The following is a 16,360-nucleotide window of genomic DNA, read 5'->3' as shown; positions in this document are numbered from 1 at the left end:
GTTGCTGTCAAGCGGTTATTTTCAGAAGTTTTCAAAGTTTCCTTTGCAACTTCAACCACTTGCGCTTCCGATCTCTCGTTAGCGGGAGGCGAATTCTACAGCGTTACTCGCTGCTGTCAACACCTCTTTTTCTCCGCTTTCGACCGAGAGGATCGAACCGTTAAAAGAGCCAAACAACACCGCTCTTTCAACTCCTTCGGACTTCGATGAACTGAAGCGTAACCGCTGTCGAAAACCTCGTAACTCTTTGTTTACCAAGGAGTTTTCCGTTTCGACTGCGCCGGAAGTGGGGCGAATTATAGACAGATATAATTCGCCGTCAACCCCTAATTTCAGCCTTACTCGGATTTAAGCGTAATACGCGCAAATGCCTTCTTTCCGGCCTGGCAAACATGGGTCGCGCCCAGTGCATATATAAAGGTGCGATCAACCACTTCGCCATCTATACGCACACCGCCGGAACCGAGCAGATCACGCGCGACTGCCGAGTTCTTCACCAACCCTGCTTTATTAAGCACAGCCGCAATCGGCATATCCTCAGTCGCAGTCAGCTCGATCTCTGGCAAGTCATCCGGCAACTCACCCTCCTTCATACGGTTACCCGCGCCACGGTGAGCGTTCGCCGCCGCCTCTTCACCATGGAAGCGTGCAACAATCTCTTCGGCCAGCTTGATCTTGATATCCCGCGGATTGGCGCCAGCTTCAACATCTGCACGCAACGCATCGATCTCATCCATGGAGCGGAAGCTGAGCAATTCGAAGTAGCGCCACATCAGCACATCCGGAATCGAAACCAGCTTGCCATACATGACACCCGGAGCTTCCTGGATACCGACGTAGTTGCCCAACGACTTGGACATCTTCTTCACACCATCCAACCCTTCGAGCAACGGCATAGTCAGAATGCATTGAGCCTCCTGACCATAACTGCGCTGTAGCTCACGCCCCATCAGCAGGTTGAACTTCTGATCGGTGCCACCCAACTCGACATCCGCGCGCAACGCAACCGAGTCGTACCCTTGAACCAGCGGATACAGGAACTCGTGGATAGCAATTGGCTGATTGGTCGAATAGCGCTTGTCGAAGTCATCGCGCTCAAGCATGCGTGCCACAGTGTATTGCGAGGTCAGACGAATGAAATCCGCAGGCCCCATCTGATCCATCCAGGTGGAGTTGAAAGCCACCTCGGTTTTCGCCGGATCAAGAATCTTGAACACTTGAGTCTTATAGGTCTCGGCATTTTCGAGAACCTGCTCACGCGTCAGTGGAGGACGGGTAGCACTTTTGCCACTCGGATCACCGATCATCCCGGTGAAGTCACCTATAAGGAAGATCACCTGGTGACCCAGATCCTGGAACTGGCGCAACTTATTAATAAGCACCGTGTGCCCCAGGTGCAAATCCGGCGCAGTCGGATCGAAGCCAGCCTTAATACGCAGCGGCTGGCCGCGCTTGAGCTTCTCGATCAGCTCGGACTCGACCAACAGTTCTTCCGCACCACGTTTGATCAGCGCTAGCTGCTCTTCAACCGACTTCATAACAGACCCGCAAGGCTCAGATTCAAAGGGAACCAACCATACAAGATCGCGCACCAAATACAAGTTTTGCCCGGCGCACGGACGCCAATCCGCGAACAGAGCATTCGCGACTTGCTTAAGAGATGATTTGGTTATATTTTATACAGTTATTTCATCTTCATCATGTCATTCATCTTTTCCAATTCATCTTTTCCAAAGTCAAATTACCTATGACCACAGAACCGTCTAAAGCGCCGCCGCTTTATCCGAAGACTCATCTGCTCGCGGCGAGTGGCATTGCCGCCCTCCTCAGCCTGGCGCTCCTGGTATTCCCTTCCAGTGACGTTGAAGCCAAAAAGACAACCCTGAGCCTTGAACTGGAACGTCCTGCAGAACAACTGACACAAGATCAAGACGCTGCTGAAGCCGTTCAAGCCACAAACGAGCCGGTCGAATCTCCATTCGCCCAGATCGAAGACAGCACCGACGATACCAAGGAAACAGCTAAAGCGGCACCGGTCCCGGCACCGGTGGTTGAAGAGAAGAAAACGCCAGGTCACCGGGAAGTGATCGTTGCCAAAGGCGACACCCTCTCCACATTGTTCGAGAAAGTCGGGCTTCCAGCCGCTTTGGTGCACGACGTATTGGCCAGCGACAAGCAAGCCAAGCAGTTCACCCAGCTTAAACACGGCCAGAAACTCGAGTTCGAACTGGGCCGCGACGGCCAGTTGACCAATCTGCACAGCAAGATCAACGACGTTGAAAGCATCAGCCTGAGCAAAAACGCCAAGAGTTATACCTTTAACCGCATCACCGCCAAGCCAACCGTGCGTTCCGCCTATGTTCATGGCGTGATCAACAGCTCGCTCTCGCAATCCGCAGCGCGTGCCGGCCTGTCCCACAGCCTCACCATGGACATGGCCAGCGTGTTTGGCTACGACGTCGACTTCGCCCAGGATATTCGCCAGGGTGACGAGTTCGACGTGATCTACGAACAGAAAGTCGTCAACGGTAAAGCGGTCGGCAACGGCCCCATTCTTTCTGCCCGTTTCACCAACCGCGGCAAGACTTACACCGCCGTGCGCTACACAAACAAGCAAGGTAACAGCAGCTATTACACGGCCGAAGGCAACAGCATGCGCAAGGCGTTCATTCGTACGCCGGTGGACTTCGCCCGTATTAGCTCGCGTTTCTCCATGGGTCGCAAGCATCCAATTCTGAACAAAATTCGCGCTCACAAAGGCGTCGACTACGCAGCGCCTCGCGGCACGCCGATCAAGGCTGCCGGTGACGGCAAAGTACTGCTGGCCGGTCGCCGCGGTGGTTACGGCAATACCGTTATCATTCAGCACGGCAACACCTACCGCACGCTGTACGGACACATGCAAGGCTTCGCCAAAGGCATCAAGACTGGCGGCAACGTCAAGCAAGGCCAGGTGATTGGCTATATCGGCACTACCGGACTCTCGACCGGCCCGCACCTGCACTACGAGTTCCAGGTCAACGGCGTTCACGTCGATCCGCTGGGCCAGAAATTGCCAATGGCCGATCCGATCGCCAAGTCCGAGCGCGCACGCTTCCTGCAACAAAGCCAGCCGCTGATGGCGCGCATGGCGCAAGAAAAAGCCACCCTGCTTGCTTCGAGCAAACGCTAAGCCATGGCGCTCTATATAGGTGTGATGTCCGGTACCAGCCTTGATGGCCTGGACATTGCGCTGATCGAGCAAGCACCGGCGATCAAACTGATCGCCACGCACTACATTCCCATGCCCGAATCCCTGCGCGCCGAGCTGCTTGGCTTGTGCGCCAGCGGGTCTGACGAGATAGCCCGCAGCGCCATTGCTCAGCAAAACTGGGTAAAACTGGCCGCCCAGGGCATCAATACCTTGCTTTCAGATCAACACCTGAAACCTGACGACATCCGAGCGATTGGCAGCCACGGCCAAACCATTCGCCACGAGCCTGCACGCGGTTTTACCGTGCAGATCGGCAACCCTGCCCTGCTGGCCGAATTGACCGCAATCACCGTCGTCAGTGACTTTCGTAGCCGCGATGTGGCAGCTGGCGGACAAGGTGCGCCGCTGGTTCCAGCTTTCCATGAAGCCTTGTTTGAACAGCGCAGCGGCAACCGTGCAGTCTTGAATGTTGGCGGCTTCAGCAATCTCAGCCTGATCGAGACCGGAAAACCCGTCTCGGGCTTTGACTGCGGCCCGGGCAATGTCCTGCTGGACGCCTGGATTCACCAGCAGCGCGGTGAGACCTTCGACCGTGACGGCCAGTGGGCAGCAAGCGGCACCGTGGAGCCTGTACTGCTGAAAGCCCTGTTGAACGATCCATTCTTCCTGACCAAGGGCCCCAAAAGCACCGGCCGCGAAGTGTTCAACCTGCAATGGCTGACACAACACCTGGCGCGCCTGCCCACATTTGCTGCGCAAGACGTGCAAGCCACGTTGCTTGAGCTGACGGCGCTGACCATCGTCGAATCGCTACAAGCCGCACAAGCCGATACGCAAGAACTTCTGGTCTGTGGTGGCGGCGCCCATAACGCGACGCTGATGGCACGGCTTGCCAGCCTGCTGCCAGACGCCAAGGTCAGCAGCACTGCAGCCTATGGCGTAGACCCGGACTGGGTCGAAGCCATGGCCTTCGCCTGGTTGGCTCACTGCTGCCTCGAAAGCATCCCGGCCAATCGCCCAAGCGTCACTGGCGCTCGCGGATTACGCGTCCTCGGCGCCATCTACCCCGTCTGAATGCCAGACAGCAAAACGCCGCAAAACCGTGAGGCCATGCGGCGTTTTGTGATGCGGTGAGGTGCCATCAGATCGAAAACGAAGAGCCGCAACCACAGGTTGTGGTGGCATTCGGGTTCTTGATCACGAAACGCGAACCTTCCAGACCTTCCTGATAATCCACCTCGGCACCCGCCAGGTACTGGAAGCTCATCGGATCGACGACCAGACTCACACCCTCGCGCTCGACGATGGTGTCGTCATCGGCTACTTCTTCATCGAACGTGAAGCCGTACTGAAACCCTGAACAACCGCCGCCCGTAACGAATACGCGCAGCTTCAAGCGATCATTACCCTCTTCATCGACCAGGCTCTTCACCTTGTGCGCGGCACCGTGGGTGAATTGCAAAGCCGTGGGGGTGAAGGATTCGACGCTCATGCTGACTATCTCCCGGTGTTACACCGCCATAATGCGTGATGACGCGCATTATCCGCTTCTCCCAGAAAATCGGTCAACTATTGTTACGGTATATCAATCAACACAATGGTTAGCCCGGAATACAAAAAGGCCCGTTAAACGGGCCTTTTTGCTGAGCAGGATAAAGCCTTAAGGCAGCATGCCTGCATGGGACAGACCCAAGCGCTCGTCCAGACCGAACAGGATGTTCAGGTTCTGCACCGCCTGACCCGACGCGCCTTTGACCAAATTGTCGATCACCGACAGCACCACCACCAGATCGCCGTCCTGTGGACGATGAACTGCAATACGGCAAACGTTGGCACCCCGCACGCTACGGGTTTCCGGATGACTGCCAGCCGGCATGACATCGACGAACGGTTCGTTGGCGTAGCGCTTCTCAAACAACGCCTGCAAGTCTATGGAGCGGTCGACCACGGTTGCATAGAGCGTGGAGTGAATACCACGAATCATCGGCGTCAGGTGCGGCACAAAAGTCAGGCCGACGTCCTTGCCCGCTGCGCGACGCAGCCCCTGGCGAATCTCCGGCAAGTGACGATGCCCTTTAACGGCGTAGGCTTTCATGCTCTCGGAGGTTTCGGAATACAGCGAACCGACGCTTGCACCACGACCTGCACCGCTGACACCCGACTTGCAGTCAGCGATCAGACGCGAAGTATCGGCAAGACCTGCTTCGAGCAACGGCAGGAAGCCCAGTTGCGTAGCGGTTGGGTAGCAACCCGGCACCGCGATCAGGCGTGCTTGCCTGATCTGCTCACGATTGACTTCCGGCAAACCGTAGACCGCTTCTTCCAGCAACTCTGGCGCACCGTGTGGCTGACCATACCACTTGGCCCATTCGTCCGCGTCCTGCAGACGGAAGTCTGCCGACAGGTCGATGACCTTGGTCCCGGCTGCCAGTAATTCACCGGCCAGCGCATGCGCTACACCGTGCGGAGTGGCGAAGAACACCACATCGCAGGCACCGAGTGTTTTGATGTCCGGAACGCTGAACGCCAGGCCGTCGTAGTGGCCTCGCAGGTTCGGGTACATGTCGGCAACGGCCAGGCCTGCCTCGGATCGGGAAGTGATCACTACCACTTCAGCTTGCGGATGTTGCGCCAACAGACGCAGCAATTCGACACCGGTGTAACCCGTGCCGCCGACGATACCGACCTTGACCATAAACCTGCCCTCAACGAACCCACTGGAAAGCCGTCGATAATAGGGCGCGCACCGCCCTGCGACAACCGTCAAGGTGACGTGCGGCCATTCAAGCCTCTACTATTCGGGCTACCGTGAACCTGGGAATAACCAAAAATGCTTTATCTGTGGCTCAAAGCGCTTCATATCGTCAGCATGGTCTGCTGGTTTGCCGGCTTGTTTTACCTGCCGCGCCTGTTCGTCTACCACGCGCAAAGTGAAGACAACATCAGCAAGGAACGCTTCAGCATCATGGAGCGCAAACTGTACCGCGGGATCATGGGCCCGGCGATGATCGCCACGCTGGCCTTCGGAATCTGGCTGATCAGCCTCAATCCCGGCGCCTACTTCGGACAAGGTGCCTGGATGCACGCCAAGTTGACCCTGGTGGTGATCCTGATCGGCTATCACCACATGTGTGGCGCGCAGGTAAAACGTTTTGCCCGTGGCGAAAACACCCGCAGCCATGTCTTTTATCGCTGGTTCAATGAAGTGCCGGTTCTGATATTGCTGGCTATTGTAATTCTGGTCGTCGTACGGCCGTTCTAATCTGAATTAGTCGCCACTTATCGGGGTACTTCCAATGTCGCTGCCCGCTTTGCTCGAACAACGTTTGCGCCTGCCTGTCGTGGCAGCGCCAATGTTCCTGATTTCCAATCCACAGCTGGTACTCGCCTGCTGCCGCAATGGTGTGGTCGGCAGCTTTCCAGCACTGAACCAGCGTGAAAGCAGCGGCTTCAAAGCCTGGCTGGAGGAAATCGAAGCGGGTCTGGCGCTATTGGAAAATCCTGCGCCGTATGCGGTGAACCTGATCGTTCACCACAGCAATCCGCGACTGGAAGCGGACCTGGCAATCTGCATTGAACACAAGGTTCCGATCGTGATCACCAGCCTTGGGGCAGTGAAAGAGCTGGTCGATGCGGTGCACGGTTATGGTGGCCTGGTTTTCCACGACGTGACGACCCGACGCCATGCAGAAAAAGCTGCCGAGGCCGGCGTCGATGGCTTGATCGCCGTAGCGGCAGGCGCCGGTGGCCATGCCGGGACCTGGAGCCCGTTCTCGCTGATTGCCGAGATTCGTCAGTTCTTCGACAAAACCCTGCTGCTGGCCGGCTGCCTGAACCATGGCCACGAGATTCTCGCTGCACAACTGCTCGGTGCGGATCTGGCGTACTTCGGCACTCGCTTTATTGGCACCACCGAAAGCCATGCCCCTGAAGCCTATAAAGAGATGCTGCTGACTTCCAGGGCCGCCGACATTGTCCATACGCCTGCGGTGTCCGGGGTGCCGGCAAGCTTCATGCGCCAAAGCCTGATAAATGCCGGTTTTGACGTAGACGCACTGCAAGGCAAGGGTGAAGTCAACTTCGGCGCCAAACTCAAACCCTTGAGCGATGAAGCCAAAGCCTGGAAAACCGTCTGGTCCGCAGGCCAGGGCGTGGGTGAAATCGACGACCTGCCAAGCGTCGATCAACTGATTGCAAGACTGGACGCCGAGTACCGCAAGGCACAGGAATTCGCAGCTCAACTGCCCAAGCGCTGGCCGCGCTAACGCACAAGGTTTGGCCAGCCGATTCCGGCTGGCTTAAACTGCCGAATACAGACCCCAGACTCGCGACAAGGATGCCCCGGCATGAGCGAACACCGTTTCAAGATCGTCTTCGACGGAGCCCTGCTTCCGGGCGTCGACATCACCACCGCGAAACTCAATCTCGCCCAGCTGTTCAAAAGCGACGTCTCGGCCATCGAACGCCTGTTCAGCGGAAAGCCTGTCGCACTTAAGCGCGACTTGTCCCACGCAGACGCTCAAACTTATCTGAATGCCCTGTCGAAAACCGGCGTCGATGCCCGCATCGAAGCCGAACCGTCGATCGAGCTCAATCTGACCGACGTTCACGATTCATCGACCGCCGCTTACACGGCAACCACGCTCGGTGACAACGAATCACCTTATAGCCCTCCTCGCGCGCCCGTTGGTGAAGCGCTGCCAGAGTTTTCGGAACTCAAGGTGTTTAGCGTACAGGGCCGAATCGGGCGCCTGCGTTATCTCGCGTGGTCATTGGTGGCGCTACTGATCATGGGCGCTATCGCTGGCGTTTTCGGACTCAGCCTGCTGAGCGGCAATCAAATGGTGCTTAGCACGATTGTATGTGTCGTTGCGTTCGTGGCGTACCTCTACATAAACATCACCATCAGCGTGCAACGCCTGCACGATCTTGGTTGGTCCGGCTGGTTGTGGTTTCTGAACCTGGTGCCCTTTATCGGCAGCCTGTTTCCATTTGCACTCGCGGTGCTACCAGGAAACATCGGGGCGAATCGCTATGGCGCGCCGCAGCCCCCCAACAGCACGGCCGTCAAAGTTCTCTGCGGGCTGTGGCTGGTGGTGATTGCAGTGGTTTTTGTCGGCGCGCTTGCCGGTGGCCTCAGCACCCTGACCGAAGAATACGAAAGCACCTCGACCAGCAGTTATGGAAGCAGTGAGCCGGCGGATGCGGCAGAGGCAGACGATGCGGCGAAAGCAGCCCAGCCCCCTGTAGACTATGAGAAAGAATAAACGCGCTCGGTTCCTGTGACATCTCTGTCCACAGGCCGCGAGCCGTTGCGATGGAGAATTGCATGACCCGTTACGCTCTGATCACTGGCGCCTCCAGCGGCATCGGCCTGGCCATGGCCGAAGCGCTGGCGCGACGCGGCCGCAGCCTGATTCTGGTGGCCCGTCAACGTGATCAGCTGGAAAGTATTGCCATCGAACTGACCCAGCGCTTTGGCGTCGAGGTGCTGTTCCGCGCCTGTGACCTGGGCGAACCGTTGCGCCTGTCCGGTTTTCTGCTGGAACTCGAAGAGGGTGACCGACAGATCGACCTGCTGGTCAATTGCGCCGGCATCGGTACCAGCGGCCCGTTCCTGGCTCAGGACTGGATGACCGAACAAGACTTGATCGAAGTGAATATCCTCGCCCTGACCCGCCTGTGCCACGCCATTGGCAACAGCATGGCCTTGCAGGGCGGCGGGCAGATTCTGAACGTCGCCTCAATGGCCGCCTTCTACCCCGGCCCCTGGATGAGCACCTATTACGCCAGCAAGGCGTATGTACTGCACTTTTCCGAAGGCTTGCGGGTCGAGCTGAAAAAGTGCGCGATCAAGGTCTCGGTCCTTTGCCCTGGCCCGACGCGCACGGCGTTTTTCCGCACCGCGCAACTGGACACTGACAAACTGGCCAACAGCAAAATGCTGATGAGCCCCGAGGAAGTGGCCCTCTACACGGTACGTGCACTGGAGAAGAACCGCGCAATCATCATTCCCCGCCGCCGCAATCGCTGGATCGCGCTTTTACCACGCTTCGGCTCACGCTGGCTGACCCGAACCATCGTAGGCATGGTCAACAAGGCGCACTGTCCGCGCTGAGCATCACTAAAAGTAAAGGTAACAGGCTGGGCTCGGGCATCTTCCGTGAGTACACTCAGCCCGGACCAACACAATGGAGAAACAGCTGTGGATACTCTGTTCACCAAAATCATCAACAGAGAAATACCCGCCAAGATCATTTACGAGGATGACCAGGTCCTGGCCTTCCACGACATCGCCCCTCAGGCACCCGTGCATTTCCTGGTAGTACCGAAAAAGCCGGTGCGTACGCTCAACGACCTCACCGAGGACGACAAGGCGCTGGCCGGGCACATTCTGTTCACCGCCCAGCGCCTGGCACTGGAGCTGGGCTGCGAAGAAGGCTTTCGCGTGGTCATGAACTGCAATGAACTGGGCGGCCAGACCGTCTACCACATTCATATGCACGTGCTGGGGCAGCGCCAGATGCACTGGCCGCCGGGCTGATCCTTCTCCTGAGCATGTTGTGGCGAGGGAGCTTGCTCCCGCTGGGCTGCGCAGCAGCCCCCCGTCTTTCTGCTGCTCCCCAATGAAACTCGCAGACTGACTTAACGACCGCTTCGCGGCCGAGCGGGAGCAAGCTCCCTCGCCACAAAGCCAGTATCTGCGAATGCCAGGTGGTCTTCTGCAATGACCCAGCGCAAACCTTACCCGGCCGATTACGGTAAACTGGCCGCCGAGATTCTTCCCGGAGGTCAGCATGACTACCCAACGTCACTACTCGCCGATTGACCGTCTTCTGTTGCAAGCCGACACCGCCATGCGCACGTTGCTGCCCTTCAGTGGCCAGCCTTGCCGCCCGTCGCCGGCCATCGTGCAGCCAGAGGCGAAAATGAGCGACGAAGACACCCGGCATGTCGCCGGCCTGATGCGCATCAACCATACCGGTGAAGTCTGTGCCCAGGCGCTGTACCAGGGCCAGGCCCTGACTGCCAAGCTGCCGCGAGTGCGTGAGGCAATGGAACACGCAGCCGAAGAAGAGATCGATCATCTGGTCTGGTGCGAACAGCGCATCCGCCAACTGGGCAGCCACACCAGCATCCTCAATCCGTTGTTCTACGGTATGTCGTTCGGTATCGGCGCCGTCGCCGGGCTGATCAGCGACAAAGTCAGCCTGGGTTTCGTTGCGGCGACTGAAGATCAGGTGTGCAAACACTTGAACGAGCACCTTGAGCAACTGCCCGTCGAGGACGAGAAATCCCGGGCCATTCTTGAGCAGATGCGCATTGATGAAGAACAGCACGCCGAAAGCGCGCTGGACGCTGGCGGCTTCCGCTTCCCGGCGCCGGTAAAGTTCGGTATGAGCCTGATGGCCAAGGTCATGACCAAAAGCACCTATCGGATCTGACCCACAAAATCTTCGGGCACAAAAAAGGGCGCTATCTCAGCGCCCTTTCTTTTGCCTTCGATCTTTATTTCAAAGATCAGCTCGACATGTTCCGTGCGTAGAAAATCTCGAGCATTTCGTGTTTAACACGCTCAGTCACCTGAGCACGCTGCTCAGAGGACAGGTTGCTGGTGGCGTCGCCGAACAGGTAGTTATCCAGTTCGAAGTTCTTCAGCAGCATTTTGGTGTGGAACAGGTTTTCCTGGTACACGTTCACGTCGGTCATCTGATACGCGTCGCGAGTGTCTTCGGAGAGGTAGTTCTGAATCGAGTTGATCTCGTGATCAATGAAGTGCTTCTTGCCTTCGATGTCACGGGTGAAGCCGCGCACGCGGTAATCCACGGTCACGATATCCGAATCGAACTGGTGAATCAGGAAGTTGAGCGCCTTAAGCGGTGAAATGACGCCACAAGTCGACACATCAATATCCACACGGAACGTTGCGATACCGTCCACCGGATGGATTTCCGGGTAGGTGTGCACCGTGATGTGGCTCTTGTCGAGGTGGGCCAGGATGATTTCGGGCAACGGGCCCGGCGACTCTTCAATCTGACTGTCGGTCGGGGTCACCGGCTCTTCAGAGATCAGAATCGTGACGCTGGCGCCCTGGGGTTCATAGTCCTGACTGGCGATGTTCAGGATATTGGCACCAATGATATCGACAACTTCTGTGAGGATCTGCGTCAGGCGCTTGGCGTTGTACTCTTTATTGATGTACTCAACGTAAGCCTGCTGGTCTTGCGGAGTTTCCGCATAGCAGATGTCATAGATGTTGAAGCTCAAGGTCTTTGTCAGGTTATTGAACCCATGGAGCTTGAGTTTGCTTTTCACCGTTTAAAAACTCTCTATGTATGCGGCCCGGCCGCGTGATCAAGCATGCCCGTCAGATGCGAACGACGCACCAGCGTAGGACGGTTAACACCTCTTCGCGATGGCGATTTTGGTTGTCTGTTCGGGAGTGTGATCTGTCGGTTGACCGATCACGGCCCTGAAAAAAGTGGCGCATTATGCAGACCTGGGCCAATGATCGCCAGAGTCTGCACTGCATTTATGATAGTTGAATGTCGAATCAACCGAGTTCGATGATTTCGTAGTCGTGGGTGATGGCTACCCCGGCCGCTCCGAGCATGATCGACGCTGAGCAATACTTCTCGGCCGACAGCTCGATGGCGCGTTTGACCTGGGCTTCTTTCAGCGCCCGGCCCTTGACCACGAAGTGCATGTGAATTTTGGTGAAGACCTTGGGATCTTCAGTCGCACGCTCGGCTTCGAGGAAGGCTTCGCAGCTCTCCACGGCCTGGCGGGACTTCTTCAGGATGCTGACCACGTCGAAATTGCTGCAACCGCCCACACCGAGCAGGAGCATTTCCATCGGACGTACACCCAGGTTCCGACCGCCGGCATCAGGCGGACCGTCCATGACCACCACGTGACCGCTACCGGACTCACCGAGGAACATGGCTTCGCCAGCCCATTGGATGCGTGCCTTCATCGCCAAGACTCCACTGTTAAAAAAGGGTCGCCAGCTTAGCACAGGGCCTTCGGTTGACAGCGACTGGCATCAGCGCAAGCAACACACTTACAGCATTGATAAATTATCGAATAACGACGGAATGTGTCTGTTAAGCTGGCGCCAATTTCATGGCACTTAGCCTGCTGTTTTTTTCGGCCGTCATCAGCGATTCATAAAAAATCCACAACACACCGTGCAGTCTTTTCGGGATACAACCATGGTTGCTATTACCCCAACACCCAAAATCAAGAACCTCGACAAGTTATTGATGCATTGCCAGCGCCGTCGCTATCAGGCCAAGAGCAATATCATTTGCGCTGGCGATCGTTCGGATACGCTGTTTTTCATCATCAAGGGCTCGGTCACCATTCTCATCGAGGACGACGATGGTCGGGAAATGATCATCGCCTACCTCAATGCCGGGGACTTCTTCGGCGAGCTGGGTCTGTTCGAACAAGCCGGCCAGGAACAGGAACGCAGCGCCTGGGTTCGCGCCAAAGTCGAATGCGAAGTGGCCGAGATCAGCTACTGCAAGTTCCGCGAGCTGTCCCAGCAAGACCCGGACATTCTCTATGTGCTCAGTGGCCAGATTGCCCAGCGCCTGCGCAATACCACACGCAAGGTCGGCGACCTGGCGTTCTTCGACGTCACCGGGCGGGTTGCGCGCTGCTTGCTGGAGCTGTGCAAACAGCCTGACGCCATGACGCACCCGGACGGCATGCAGATCAAGGTTACCCGTCAGGAAATCGGCCGGATCGTCGGTTGCTCGCGGGAAATGGTCGGGCGCGTGCTCAAGGACCTGGAAGAACGCAATCTGGTCAACGTCAAAGGCAAGACCATGGTGGTATTCGGTACCCGCTAAGCCGACATCACCTCGGCGAGCATTTGCCGATACAAGGTGTCCAGCCGCGCGATGGCATCCGGGGCGGCGAATTGTTCATGCAGGGCGATATGGCTCTGCGCGCGAACCCGCTGCTCCAGACTGCAAGCCTCGTTAAAACGGTTCACCGCCTCAACCATCGACTCCCGCTCGTCGTCCAGCAACAGCGCACCATGCACCAAACCCACCGGACGCTGACCACCCTTGCTCTGGCGCCAGCGCTGAGCGGTGCCGACCATTTTGCGGCCATCGAGATTGACGTTAAAACGTCCATCACAGAAAGCGCCCTCGACTTCACCCAATGAAGGCTTGCCGCCGAGCTCCGTCAGCAGCGCGCAAATAGGGTCGCACAGACGCCGATAAGCGGTTTCGATCCGACCGTGGTCGCCTTCGCTGCGCGGCGGTGCATACACCAGCGCGATATTGACCGTCGCAGCCGACTGCGGCACCGGCTCACCACCGGTTTCACGCAACAGAACCGGCCAACCATGTGCCGCCGAGGCCTGGCAAGCGGCCTCGAACCCCGGCAAACGGCTCAAGCGCCGGGGCATGACCAGCGCGCGATCGCTCGGCTGCCAGAACAACAAACCAAAATCCTGGCCGCCGGCACAGACCGTCGCCAACAAATCCTGCTCGGCACGCAGACCGTCTTCGACAGTCAAGGCAATGGGGTGAGTCATGGCAGTGCGAATCCTTTGCGGTGGATACAAAAAAGCCGGCAACGCCGGCTTCTTCATTGAATCAGGTTCAGTCGAGTGTAGAACCGCTGACCGCCACGCCACGCTCTGGAAAAAACAGGCGTTGCAGTTCAGTGCCCGGGTTCTCGGCGCGCATGAATGCTTCACCGACCAGGAACGAATACACCTCGCTGATTTCCATCAGCTCGACATCGGCGCGATTGAGGATGCCACTTTCAGTAATGACCAGGCGATCGCGCGGGATGCGCGGCAGCAGATCGAGCGTGGTTTCCAGGCTGACATCAAAGGTGTGCAAATTGCGATTGTTCACGCCGACCAGCGGAGTATCGAGAACCTTCAAGGCCCGCTCCAGCTCATCACCGTCGTGGACTTCGACCAGCACGTCGAGGCCAACGCCTTTAGCGACGGCTGCCAGTTCGGCCATTTTCACGTCATCCAGCGCGGATACGATCAACAGCACGCAATCAGCACCCAGCGCACGGGCTTCGACGATCTGATAAGGATCGATCATGAAGTCCTTGCGAATCACCGGTAGCTTGCACGCCGCACGCGCCTGCTGCAGATAAATGTCGGCGCCCTGGAAGAAATCGACATCGGTCAGCACCGAGAGGCACGTTGCCCCGCCCTTCTCGTAGTCCCTGGCGATTTCGGCCGGCACGAAGTTCTCGCGAATCACGCCCTTGCTCGGCGAAGCCTTCTTGATTTCAGCAATCACCGCCGGGTGTTTGAGCTTGGCCTGGGCGATCAGCGCCTTGGCAAAACCACGCGGAGCATCGGCCACCCTGGCCAGTGCTTCCAGCTCGGCAAGCGTTACGCGAGCGCTGCGCTCAGCCACTTCCTCGACTTTGCGGGCAAGGATCTTCTCCAGAACCGTCGGTACACTCATGCCTCATTCTCCACTCTGAATACCGCGGTAAACGCACCCAATTCTTCAAGTTTTTCACGCGCAAGGCCGGTATGCAGCGCGTCATGAGCCAGGGCAACGCCCTCTTTCAGGCTGACCGCATGATCAGCGGCGTACAACGCAGCACCGGCATTGAGCACAATCATCTCTGCGGCTTTCTGACCGTTCTCGGTTTTGCGGCGCCCCAAGGCATCGCGAATCAGTTCAAGTGAGGCCGCCGGGCTTTCCACCGCCAGGCCGTGCAGGCTCTGGCTCTTCATGCCCAAGTCTTCAGGCTCGACCCAATACTCGCTGATCTGGTCATTCTTCAATTCCGCGACAAAGGTTGGCGCCGCCAGACTGAACTCATCCAGGCCATCCTTCGAATGCACCACCAGTACATGTTTGCTGCCCATGCGCTGCAAGACTTCGGCTAACGGGCGACACAACGCCTGACTGAACACGCCCACCACCTGATGTTTCACACCGGCCGGATTCGTAAGCGGGCCGAGCATGTTGAACAGTGTACGCAGGCCAAGATCGCGGCGCGGGCCAGCAGCGTGTTTCATCGCACCATGATGCGATTGGGCGAACATGAAACCGATGCCGACGTTGTCGATGCAACGCGCCACTTGAACCGGCGTCAGGTTCAGATAAATCCCGGCCGCCTCCAGTAAGTCGGCACTGCCGCTTTTACCCGATACCGCTCGGTTACCGTGCTTGGCCACGGTGCAGCCCGCCGCCGCCACCACAAAAGAAGAAGCCGTCGAGACGTTGAAGATGTTTGCACCATCACCGCCGGTGCCGACTACATCGACAACACCGTCGAGGGTTTTCAGCTCGACCTTGTCCGCCAGCTCACGCATGACCGAGACGGCGCCGACGATCTCGTCGATGCTCTCGCTTTTCATCCGCATGGCCATCATGAACGCGCCAATCTGCGCGTCTGTGCATTGCCCGGTCATGATTTCGCGCATCACATCGCGCATTTCATCAGTGCTCAGGTCCAGATGGCCGACGATACGGCTCAGGGCAGTCTTGATATCCATGGAAAGTCCTTAGCGCGTGCCGCCGGTTTGTTTGAGGAAGTTGGCGAACAACTCGTGGCCCTGCTCGGTCAGGATAGACTCGGGGTGAAATTGCACCCCTTCGATGTTCAATGTCTTGTGGCGCAGTCCCATGATCTCATCGATCGAGCCGTCTTCGAGCTGAGTCCAGGCGGTCAATTCCAGGCAATCGGGCAAGGTCTCACGCTTTACTATCAGCGAGTGATAGCGGGTGACCGTCAGCGGACGGTTAAGACCTTCGAACACGCCCTTGTCCTCGTGGAATACCGGGCTAGTCTTACCATGCATAACCTGGCGGGCGCGCACTACATCACCACCGAACGCCTGGCCGATGGATTGATGACCCAGGCAAACGCCGAGAATCGGCAGTTTGCCGGCAAAATACTTGATGGCTTCAATGGACACGCCGGCCTCGGTCGGGGTGCATGGGCCAGGGGACACGACGATGCGCTCGGGTTTGAGCGCTTCGATTTCGGCGATGGTCAGCTCATCGTTGCGCACAACCTTGACCTCGGAGCCTAGCTCACCAAGGTACTGCACAACGTTGTAGGTAAAAGAGTCGTAGTTATCGATCATCAGCAACATGGTTTGAAACCTCTTGAATTCACTGACTTTTGAGACGGCCTTCAAATGATTTACCC

At 57.4% G+C, this 16,360-nt stretch carries 18 protein-coding genes; 9 read left to right on the top strand and 9 right to left on the bottom strand.

Features of this window, described 5'->3' with window-relative positions; translation table 11 throughout:
• Window positions 1–338 precede the first annotated feature (338 nt).
• Entirely contained in the window at window positions 339–1,538 is a 1,200-nt protein-coding gene (tyrS, locus tag AC1DHT_RS02355) for a tyrosine--tRNA ligase (RefSeq protein ID WP_427544795.1), read from the bottom strand.
• Between the two features lie 209 nt (window positions 1,539–1,747).
• On the opposite strand from tyrS, the gene AC1DHT_RS02350 reads away from it, so the two are divergent.
• Complete coding sequence (locus tag AC1DHT_RS02350; RefSeq protein ID WP_427544797.1) at window positions 1,748–3,172, top strand: peptidoglycan DD-metalloendopeptidase family protein; 1,425 nt, start codon at window positions 1,748–1,750, stop codon at window positions 3,170–3,172.
• Window positions 3,173–3,175: 3 nt separating this feature from the next.
• Entirely contained in the window at window positions 3,176–4,267 is a 1,092-nt protein-coding gene (locus AC1DHT_RS02345; protein WP_427544799.1) for an anhydro-N-acetylmuramic acid kinase, read from the top strand.
• A gap of 67 nt (window positions 4,268–4,334) precedes the next feature.
• Here the strand turns inward: AC1DHT_RS02345 and erpA are convergent, their stop codons facing one another.
• Both erpA and argC read right to left on the bottom strand, forming a co-directional pair.
• Window positions 4,335–4,685, bottom strand: a complete 351-nt coding sequence (gene erpA, locus AC1DHT_RS02340; RefSeq protein WP_007906865.1) for an iron-sulfur cluster insertion protein ErpA — start codon at window positions 4,683–4,685, stop codon at window positions 4,335–4,337.
• Between the two features lie 168 nt (window positions 4,686–4,853).
• The gene (gene argC / locus AC1DHT_RS02335; protein ID WP_054594287.1) at window positions 4,854–5,888 is read right to left on the bottom strand and encodes an N-acetyl-gamma-glutamyl-phosphate reductase; all 1,035 of its coding nucleotides are present in this window, start codon (window positions 5,886–5,888) and stop codon (window positions 4,854–4,856) included.
• Window positions 5,889–6,023: 135 nt separating this feature from the next.
• On the opposite strand from argC, the gene hemJ reads away from it, so the two are divergent.
• The 6 genes from hemJ (at window position 6,024) to coq7 (ending at window position 10,638) form a co-directional block, all read left to right on the top strand.
• A complete protein-coding gene (gene hemJ, locus AC1DHT_RS02330) occupies window positions 6,024–6,455 on the top strand; it encodes a protoporphyrinogen oxidase HemJ (protein WP_427544801.1) in 432 nt (143 codons plus the stop codon).
• Between the two features lie 34 nt (window positions 6,456–6,489).
• On the top strand, window positions 6,490–7,458 hold the full coding sequence (locus AC1DHT_RS02325; protein ID WP_427544803.1) for an NAD(P)H-dependent flavin oxidoreductase: 969 nt from the start codon (window positions 6,490–6,492) through the stop codon (window positions 7,456–7,458).
• Between the two features lie 81 nt (window positions 7,459–7,539).
• A complete protein-coding gene (locus AC1DHT_RS02320) occupies window positions 7,540–8,460 on the top strand; it encodes a DUF805 domain-containing protein (RefSeq protein ID WP_427544805.1) in 921 nt (306 codons plus the stop codon).
• Between the two features lie 62 nt (window positions 8,461–8,522).
• The gene (locus tag AC1DHT_RS02315) at window positions 8,523–9,311 is read left to right on the top strand and encodes an SDR family NAD(P)-dependent oxidoreductase (protein WP_427544807.1); all 789 of its coding nucleotides are present in this window, start codon (window positions 8,523–8,525) and stop codon (window positions 9,309–9,311) included.
• A gap of 87 nt (window positions 9,312–9,398) precedes the next feature.
• Window positions 9,399–9,737 carry a histidine triad nucleotide-binding protein gene (locus AC1DHT_RS02310; RefSeq protein WP_007906873.1) on the top strand — a complete coding sequence of 113 codons (339 nt, stop codon included), beginning with the start codon at window positions 9,399–9,401 and terminating at the stop codon, window positions 9,735–9,737.
• 253 nt (window positions 9,738–9,990) lie between these two features.
• The gene (coq7, locus tag AC1DHT_RS02305) at window positions 9,991–10,638 is read left to right on the top strand and encodes a 2-polyprenyl-3-methyl-6-methoxy-1,4-benzoquinone monooxygenase (protein WP_019693897.1); all 648 of its coding nucleotides are present in this window, start codon (window positions 9,991–9,993) and stop codon (window positions 10,636–10,638) included.
• Window positions 10,639–10,714: 76 nt separating this feature from the next.
• Here coq7 and speD read toward each other — a convergent pair whose 3' ends face one another.
• Window positions 10,715–11,509, bottom strand: a complete 795-nt coding sequence (speD, locus tag AC1DHT_RS02300; protein ID WP_054594292.1) for an adenosylmethionine decarboxylase — start codon at window positions 11,507–11,509, stop codon at window positions 10,715–10,717.
• 238 nt (window positions 11,510–11,747) lie between these two features.
• Complete coding sequence (locus AC1DHT_RS02295; RefSeq protein ID WP_017138086.1) at window positions 11,748–12,170, bottom strand: OsmC family protein; 423 nt, start codon at window positions 12,168–12,170, stop codon at window positions 11,748–11,750.
• A 238-nt stretch (window positions 12,171–12,408) separates the two neighbouring features.
• On the opposite strand from AC1DHT_RS02295, the gene crp reads away from it, so the two are divergent.
• Window positions 12,409–13,053, top strand: coding sequence for a cAMP-activated global transcriptional regulator CRP (crp, locus tag AC1DHT_RS02290; RefSeq protein ID WP_054594293.1), 645 nt, complete (start codon window positions 12,409–12,411; stop codon window positions 13,051–13,053).
• Here the strand turns inward: crp and AC1DHT_RS02285 are convergent.
• The 4 genes from AC1DHT_RS02285 to AC1DHT_RS02270 all read right to left on the bottom strand — a co-directional run bounded on the left by AC1DHT_RS02285 (window position 13,050) and on the right by AC1DHT_RS02270 (window position 16,304).
• Window positions 13,050–13,751, bottom strand: a complete 702-nt coding sequence (locus AC1DHT_RS02285; protein ID WP_427544809.1) for a lipoate--protein ligase family protein — start codon at window positions 13,749–13,751, stop codon at window positions 13,050–13,052. The two genes, crp and AC1DHT_RS02285, sit on opposite strands and share 4 nt — an antisense overlap.
• Before the next feature lie 67 nt (window positions 13,752–13,818).
• Window positions 13,819–14,655 (bottom strand): indole-3-glycerol phosphate synthase TrpC, encoded by an 837-nt coding sequence (gene trpC / locus AC1DHT_RS02280; protein WP_427544811.1) that lies wholly within the window; start codon window positions 14,653–14,655, stop codon window positions 13,819–13,821.
• The gene (gene trpD, locus AC1DHT_RS02275; protein ID WP_054594295.1) at window positions 14,652–15,701 is read right to left on the bottom strand and encodes an anthranilate phosphoribosyltransferase; all 1,050 of its coding nucleotides are present in this window, start codon (window positions 15,699–15,701) and stop codon (window positions 14,652–14,654) included. Before trpD ends, trpC begins: the two co-directional genes overlap by 4 nt.
• Window positions 15,702–15,710: 9 nt before the next feature.
• Entirely contained in the window at window positions 15,711–16,304 is a 594-nt protein-coding gene (locus tag AC1DHT_RS02270) for an aminodeoxychorismate/anthranilate synthase component II (RefSeq protein WP_103319668.1), read from the bottom strand.
• Window positions 16,305–16,360 lie beyond the last annotated feature (56 nt).

The organism is Pseudomonas sp. 05N432 (assembly GCF_056396945.1).
Note: the sequence above shows the minus strand (reverse complement) of the source record. Positions and strands in the feature narration are given on the sequence as shown.